This window comes from Pseudomonas rossensis (assembly GCF_039888995.1).
In the GTDB taxonomy this organism is placed as follows: Bacteria; Pseudomonadota; Gammaproteobacteria; order Pseudomonadales; family Pseudomonadaceae; genus Aquipseudomonas; species Aquipseudomonas rossensis.
Genome location: NZ_JBBWCB010000206.1, coordinates 1 through 7,058 on the forward strand (window position 1 = coordinate 1; position 7,058 = coordinate 7,058).

General features: G+C 57.6%; 6 protein-coding genes. 5 read left to right on the top strand and 1 reads right to left on the bottom strand.

Annotation, left to right across the window (positions count from 1 at the left end; genetic code table 11):
- Nucleotides 1-71 precede the first annotated feature (71 nt).
- Together galU and gorA are read left to right on the top strand one after the other, a co-directional pair.
- A complete protein-coding gene (gene galU, locus WLY71_RS28755) occupies nt 72-911 on the top strand; it encodes a UTP--glucose-1-phosphate uridylyltransferase GalU (RefSeq protein ID WP_129444518.1) in 840 nt (279 codons plus the stop codon).
- Between the two features lie 130 nt (nt 912-1,041).
- A complete protein-coding gene (gene gorA, locus WLY71_RS28760; RefSeq protein ID WP_347806268.1) occupies nt 1,042-2,400 on the top strand; it encodes a glutathione-disulfide reductase in 1,359 nt (452 codons plus the stop codon).
- On the opposite strand, the gene WLY71_RS28765 is transcribed toward gorA, so the two are convergent.
- The gene (locus WLY71_RS28765) at nt 2,397-3,416 is read right to left on the bottom strand and encodes a DNA-binding protein (RefSeq protein WP_347806269.1); all 1,020 of its coding nucleotides are present in this window, start codon (nt 3,414-3,416) and stop codon (nt 2,397-2,399) included. The two genes, gorA and WLY71_RS28765, sit on opposite strands and share 4 nt — an antisense overlap.
- A 178-nt stretch (nt 3,417-3,594) precedes the next feature.
- On the opposite strand from WLY71_RS28765, the gene WLY71_RS28770 reads away from it, so the two are divergent.
- The 3 genes from WLY71_RS28770 (at nt 3,595) to ahpF (ending at nt 6,950) form a co-directional block, all read left to right on the top strand.
- Nucleotides 3,595-4,539, top strand: coding sequence for a site-specific integrase (locus tag WLY71_RS28770; RefSeq protein WP_347806270.1), 945 nt, complete (start codon nt 3,595-3,597; stop codon nt 4,537-4,539).
- Between the two features lie 145 nt (nt 4,540-4,684).
- On the top strand, nt 4,685-5,248 hold the full coding sequence (gene ahpC / locus WLY71_RS28775; protein ID WP_007975937.1) for an alkyl hydroperoxide reductase subunit C: 564 nt from the start codon (nt 4,685-4,687) through the stop codon (nt 5,246-5,248).
- 139 nt (nt 5,249-5,387) lie between these two features.
- Nucleotides 5,388-6,950 (top strand): alkyl hydroperoxide reductase subunit F, encoded by a 1,563-nt coding sequence (gene ahpF, locus WLY71_RS28780; protein WP_347806271.1) that lies wholly within the window; start codon nt 5,388-5,390, stop codon nt 6,948-6,950.
- The last annotated feature ends 108 nt before the right edge of the window (nt 6,951-7,058 follow it).

Consider the following 7,058-nt stretch of genomic DNA (forward strand, 5'->3'; position numbering starts at 1 on the left):
GCATTGTAAGGTGCGCGCCGCCTGATTAGACTGCGCCGAAACTCGTATACACAGCCCTATCAAGGACTTTTATGATCAAGAAATGCTTGTTCCCAGCAGCCGGTTACGGTACTCGCTTCCTGCCAGCGACTAAAGCCATGCCCAAAGAAATGCTGCCGGTGGTAAACAAGCCACTGATCCAGTACGGCGTCGAAGAAGCACTGGACGCTGGGTTGACCGAAATTTCCATCGTTACCGGTCGCGGCAAACGCGCTCTGGAAGACCACTTCGACATCAGCTACGAGCTGGAAAACCAAATCAAGGGCACCGACAAGGAAAAATACCTGGTCGGCATCCGTAAACTGTTGGACGAGTGCTCGTTCTCCTACACTCGCCAGACCGAAATGAAAGGCCTGGGCCACGCCATTCTGACTGGCCGCCCGCTGATCGGCGACGAACCGTTCGCGGTAGTGCTGGCGGACGACTTGTGCGTCAACCTCGAAGGCGACGGCGTCCTGACCCAGATGGTCAAGCTGTACGAGCAGTATCGCTGCACCATCGTTGCGATCCAGGAAGTGGATCCGCAGGAAACCAACAAGTACGGCGTGATCTCCGGCGAGCTGATCGCTGATGATTTGTACCGCGTTCGCAACATGGTCGAAAAACCAGCCCCGGAAGACGCACCGTCGAACCTGGCGATCATCGGTCGTTACATCCTGACGCCGGATATTTTCGAGCTGATCAAACAAACCGAGCCAGGCAAAGGCGGCGAGATTCAAATCACCGACGCCCTGATGAAGCAGGCGAAAAACGGTTGCGTGATTGCCTACAAGTTCAAGGGCAAGCGTTTTGACTGCGGTGGCGCTGAAGGCTACATTGAGGCCACCAACTTCTGCTTCGAGAACTTCTACAAGACTGGCAAGGCCTACTAATAGCCTCTGACCCACTTGTATTGAAAAGCCACCTTCGGGTGGCTTTTTCATTTTCCGTCCCCATATCGATTGCAGCGCTTGCCCAGCGGACGTCTGCGGGTATGCTTGTGGACTGCCGAGGAGATTGAAAATGGCCTACGATTTTGACCTTTATGTGATTGGCGCCGGTTCCGGCGGTGTGCGGGCTGCGCGTTTTGCGGCCGGTTTTGGCGCGAAAGTGGCTGTGGCCGAGAGCCGCTACCTGGGTGGCACTTGTGTGAATGTCGGCTGTGTGCCGAAGAAGCTGCTGGTCTACGGCGCGCATTTCTCCGAAGACTTCGAGCAGTCGCAAGGTTTTGGCTGGACGCCGGGCGAAGCGAAGTTCGATTGGGCAACCCTGATCGCCAACAAGGATCGCGAGATCAATCGCCTGAACGGTATCTATCGCAATCTGCTGGTTAACAGTGGCGTGACCTTGCATGAAGGCCACGCCAAAATCGTTGATCCGCACCAGGTCCAGATCAATGGCGAGCGCTACACCGCCAAAAACATCCTGATTGCTACCGGTGGGTGGCCGCAGATTCCGGAAATTCCGGGGCATGAGCATGCAATCAGTTCCAACCAGGCGTTCTTCCTCAAAGAGCTGCCCAAGCGCGTTCTGGTGGTAGGCGGTGGTTACATCGCCGTTGAATTCGCCGGGATCTTCCACGGTCTGGGCGCCGACACCAGGTTGCTTTATCGCGGTGAGCTGTTCCTGCGCGGCTTCGACGGTGCAGTGCGCAAACACCTGCAGGAAGAGCTGACGAAGCGCGGCATGGACCTGCAATTCAACGCCGACATCGAGCGCATCGACAAGCAGTCCGATGGCAGCCTGAAGGTGACCCTCAAGGACGGCCGTGAGCTGGAAGCGGATTGTGTGTTCTACGCCACCGGTCGCCGTCCGATGCTCGACAATCTTGGGCTGGAAAACACTGGGGTCAAACTCGACAAGAAAGGTTTCGTCGAGGTCGACGAGCAGTATCAGACTGCTGAACCGTCGATCCTGGCGCTTGGCGATGTGATCGGTCGGGTTCAGTTGACGCCGGTAGCGCTCGCTGAGGGCATGGCCGTTGCGCGTCGCTTGTTCAAGCCTGAGCAGTATCGCCCGGTCGATTACAAGATGATCCCGACCGCGGTATTCAGCTTGCCGAACATCGGCACGGTCGGTTTCACCGAGGAAGAGGCCCGGGAGGCCGGTCACGATGTGGTGATCTTCGAAAGCCGCTTCCGGCCCATGAAGCTGACCCTGACCGAATGCCAGGAGCGCACCCTGATGAAACTGGTGGTGGACGCCAAGACCGACAAGGTTCTGGGCTGTCACATGGTCGGTCCGGAGGCAGGGGAAATTGTGCAGGGCTTGGCGATCGCCTTGAAGGCGGGTGCCACCAAGCGCGATTTCGATGAAACCATCGGCGTGCACCCAACTGCCGCCGAAGAGTTCGTCACCATGCGCACGCCGGTCGCGGGTTAATCGTCCTTTCGGGGCTCTGATGCGTCTGGCGCTGTCGCAATGACGGCCGTCAGGCGCACGCTCTCATCGAGGCTCGCCTGAGTCTTGATCAACTCAATTTCCAGCGCTTTGTTTATCTGCGACTGCTCATCGGCGCTCTGTTTCAGCGACTGGCTTTCCAGCAGGGCAGCGCGCAAGCGTTCCTGGAGGAGGGTGCGTTCGCTGTCGATACGGTTGACCTGTTCCAGCAGTTGATCCTGTCGAGCGTTGGTTTGCTTGAGTTGATCCTGCAGCAGGCTCAACTCTCTCAGGGTGCCACGGTTCTCCGTTAACAAACGCTCGTTGTCGCGGTGCAGTTGCGTGATCTCATCCTGGCGCACCAATGCGCTCTGCTGGGCCTGGCGCAATTCCATCTGAATCTGCTGCACCTGGCTTTCGTGGCGGCGTTGTTCCTGCTCGCGCTGTTCTTTGATGGCGTTGCGATAATGTTCCAGAGCGTCGCGAGCGTGAAGGTGCTTTTCTTCCAGTGAGCGAATCTGCTCATCCTTGTCTTGCAAGCGTAATTCGAAATCGGCCAGCGCCTGGTTCAGTCCGGCGTTGCGGGTTTGTTCGGTCTGCAGCATGGCGCGGGTTTCTTGCAGGGTCTCGGACTCTTGAGTCAGTGCCAGGCTTTGAATCTCGTACTGCTGCTGCAATTGCGTGTTGGCTTGTTGGGCTTCATGCAGTTGCGTATCCAACTCTTTCTTTTGTTTGTCGAACTGCTCGCGGGCCTGATCGATGGGCTCCTGAGCCTGCTCCTTGAGTCTTTGTGCCAGTCGCGAGACCAGTCCCGCCAGCTCGTCATCAATGGGTTCTGACGACGCTTCGGCGCGTTCGGCGCCGTCATCCAGCTCCTTCAAATAGCGATGAATCGTGGTTTTCGAGCCCGTGTTGCCCATTTCGATCCGTACCGCATCAATGCTTGGGTTTTCGCCGCGAGCCAAAATTGCCAAGCGTGCTGCCTGGACCACTGCTTTATTTACACCGCCACGAGCCATGAGTTCTCCTACGATTTCGTACTGTGGTACATGCCACTTAAGTACACAATGTACCACGCTAATGAAAAACTTAAAATACGATAGGTATTCATGCGGGATATACTGGTATTACCCCGTGTGATGAGCCCTGTGGCGCGTTTTCACCCGCCAAAGCGGTACGTTTTAGAGAGTTGAGCCCATGACTGAGCTGGATCGTTACCTGCAAGCCGCCACCCGCGACAACACCCGTCGCAGCTACCGGGCGGCTATCGAGCATTTCGAAGTCAGTTGGGGCGGCTTCCTGCCGGCGACCAGCGATAGCGTGGCGCGCTACCTCGTCGCTCATGCGGGTGTGCTGTCGATCAATACCTTGAAGTTGCGTTTGTCAGCGCTGGCGCAATGGCACAACAGTCAGGGTTTTCCTGACCCCACCAAGGCGCCAGTTGTGCGCAAGGTCTTCAAGGGCATTCGCTCGCTACACCCGGCTCAAGAAAAACAGGCCGAGCCGTTACAGCTTCAGCATCTGGAGCAAGTGGTTGCCTGGTTGGAGCAAGAAGCACAAACCGCGAAATCTGAACACGATCAACCGGCTCTGTTGCGGGCCAGACGTGACAGCGCGCTGATTCTGTTGGGCTTCTGGCGCGGCTTTCGTAGTGATGAGTTGTGCCGGCTACAGATCGAATACGTGCAAGCGGCTGCCGGCTCAGGCATCACGCTCTATTTGCCGCGAACCAAGAGCGACCGCGAAAACCTCGGCAAGACTTACCAGACGCCAGCGTTGCAGCACCTGTGCCCGGTGCAGGCGTACATCGACTGGATCACCGAAGCCGCGCTGGTCCGTGGACCGGTATTCCGGGGCATCGACCGTTGGGGCCACCTGAGCGAGGAGGGGCTGCATGCCAACAGCGTGATCCCGTTACTGCGCCAGGCGCTGGAGCGCGCCGGCATCCCGGCCGAGCACTATACCAGTCACTCATTGCGGCGCGGCTTTGCCACCTGGGCCCATCAGAGCGGGTGGGACTTGAAGTCGTTGATGAGTTACGTGGGCTGGAAGGATATGAAGTCCGCCATGCGCTATGTTGAAGCCAGCCCGTTTCTCGGGATGACACCGCTCGCGGAAAAAACCATTGGCGCTGCTAAGTAAGTTTTCTTCTATTAATACGTTCGGCTAATAGCGAAAACCAATGAGCAGCATGAGCTTTGCCAATGAGCCATCCGGCAATCGAGTCGGTAGGATTCACTCCATCAACTTCTCAACCAAACTTTTCAACCCTGACGGAGAGTCATCGATGCCTATCATCAACAGCCAAGTTAAACCGTTCAAAGCTGACGCCTTTAAAAATGGCGACTTCGTAAAAGTGTCGGACGCTGACCTGAAAGGCAAGTGGTCTGTCGTGTTCTTCTACCCTGCCGACTTCACCTTCGTTTGCCCGACCGAACTGGAAGACCTGGCTGACAACTACGACGCGTTCCAGAAGCTGGGCGTCGAGATCTACAGCGTTTCCACCGATACCCACTTTGCCCACGCAGCCTGGCACAACACTTCGCCAGCCATTGGCAAAATCCAGTACACCATGATCGGCGACCCGACTCACGCCATCTCCCGCAACTTCGACGTACTGATCGAAGAAGCAGGTCTGGCTGACCGTGGCACCTTCGTGATCAACCCTGAAGGCCAGATCAAAATCGTCGAACTGAACGACGGCGGCGTTGGCCGTGACGCTTCCGAGCTGCTGCGCAAAATCAAGGCCGCACAGTACGTCGCTGCTCACCCAGGTCAGGTTTGCCCAGCCAAGTGGAAAGAAGGCGAGGCCACTCTGGCTCCGTCCCTGGACCTGGTCGGCAAGATCTAAGTCTGTGAATCGCATCATCAGGGCGGGTTTCCGCACCTAAGTAAGCTGCAACCGCCCTTTAAAAAACGCCCGGGCGAGATTCGCTCGGGCGTTTTTTTATGTTTTCGTCTCTTCACCAAACAGAATGGAAATCGCCCGTATGTTGGACGCCAATCTTAAAGCCCAGTTGAAGTCATACCTGGAACGGGTCACCCAGCCGATCGAGATCATTGCATCCCTCGACGACGGTGCGAAATCCCAGGAAATGCTCGCATTACTCAAAGACGTTGCCAGTCTTTCCACCCAGATTACCTTGCTCGACAACGGTGACGATGCACGTAAACCATCGTTCTCGATCAACCGCCCGGGTGCCGATATCAGCCTGCGTTTCGCCGGCATCCCGATGGGCCACGAATTCACATCCCTGGTGCTGGCCCTGCTGCAAGTCGGCGGTTACCCTTCGAAGGCCAGCGTTGAAGTGATCGAACAGATCCGCTCGCTCAAAGGCGAGTTCAACTTCGAGACTTACTTCTCGCTGTCCTGCCAGAACTGCCCGGACGTGGTCCAGGCATTGAACCTGATGGCCGTGCTTAACCCGAACATCCGCCACGTCGCCATTGACGGCGCGCTGTTCCAGGCCGAAGTCGATGACCGTCAGATCATGGCCGTGCCAAGCATTTACCTGAACGGCGTGAACTTCGGTCAGGGTCGTATGGGCCTGGAAGAGATCCTCGCCAAAATCGACACCAGCGGCATCGAGCGTCAGGCCGAGAGGATCAGCGCCAAAGAAGCTTTTGACGTACTGGTCGTCGGCGGTGGCCCGGCCGGTGCTTCGGCCGCGATCTACGCTGCCCGTAAAGGCATTCGTACCGGTGTGGCGGCTGAACGTTTTGGTGGGCAGGTGCTCGACACCATGGCCATCGAGAACTTCATCTCCGTGCAGGAAACCGAAGGGCCGAAACTGGCTGTGGCGCTGGAAGAGCACGTCAAGCAATACGACGTCGACATCATGAACCTGCAACGCGCCGACAAGTTGGTGCCGGGCAAGAACGGCGAGTTGCACGAAGTCCACTTCGCCAGCGGCGCGACCCTGAAAGCCAAGACCGTGATCCTGGCGACCGGTGCGCGGTGGCGTGAAATGAACGTCCCGGGTGAGCAGCAATACCGCAACAAAGGCGTGGCGTATTGCCCGCACTGTGACGGTCCGCTGTTCAAAGGCAAGCGTGTGGCGGTGATTGGCGGCGGTAACTCCGGCGTCGAAGCGGCCATCGACCTGGCGGGCATCGTGTCCCACGTAACACTGCTGGAGTTCGATGTGCAGCTGCGCGCCGATGCGGTCTTGCAGCGCAAGTTGCACAGCCTGCCGAACGTCACCGTGATCACCAGTGCGCAAACCACTGAAGTGTTGGGCGACGGTCAGAAGGTGAACGGCTTGCGTTACAAGGATCGTCAGTCGGACGAGTTGCGTACCGTCGAGCTGGAAGGGATCTTCGTGCAGATCGGTCTGTTGCCCAACACCGACTGGCTCAAAGGCACCATCGAGCTGTCGCCCCGCGGTGAGATCATCGTCGATGCCCGCGGTGAGACTTCAATGCCGGGCGTGTTCGCTGCCGGTGACGTGACCACCGTGCCGTACAAGCAGATCGTGATTGCGGTGGGCGAGGGCGCCAAAGCCTCCCTGAGCGCATTCGATCACTTGATCCGGACCTCGGCTCCAGCATAAAACCCGACGCTGAAAACACAAAAACCCCATGAGCGACCATGGGGTTTTTTGTGCGTTGCGCATTCTCAATGTGGGAGCGAGCCTGCTCGCGAAAGCGGTGGGTCATTC

Excerpts from the sequence above, each read along its gene's own strand:
- galU (WP_129444518.1), top strand. The coding sequence starts at position 72 with ATGATCAAGAAATGCTTGTTCCCAGCAGCCGGTTACGGTACTCGCTTC.
- gorA (WP_347806268.1), top strand. The coding sequence starts at position 1,042 with ATGGCCTACGATTTTGACCTTTATGTGATTGGCGCCGGTTCCGGCGGT.
- WLY71_RS28765 (WP_347806269.1), bottom strand. The coding sequence starts at position 3,416 with ATGGCTCGTGGCGGTGTAAATAAAGCAGTGGTCCAGGCAGCACGCTTG.
- WLY71_RS28770 (WP_347806270.1), top strand. The coding sequence starts at position 3,595 with ATGACTGAGCTGGATCGTTACCTGCAAGCCGCCACCCGCGACAACACC.
- ahpC (WP_007975937.1), top strand. The coding sequence starts at position 4,685 with ATGCCTATCATCAACAGCCAAGTTAAACCGTTCAAAGCTGACGCCTTT.
- ahpF (WP_347806271.1), top strand. The coding sequence starts at position 5,388 with ATGTTGGACGCCAATCTTAAAGCCCAGTTGAAGTCATACCTGGAACGG.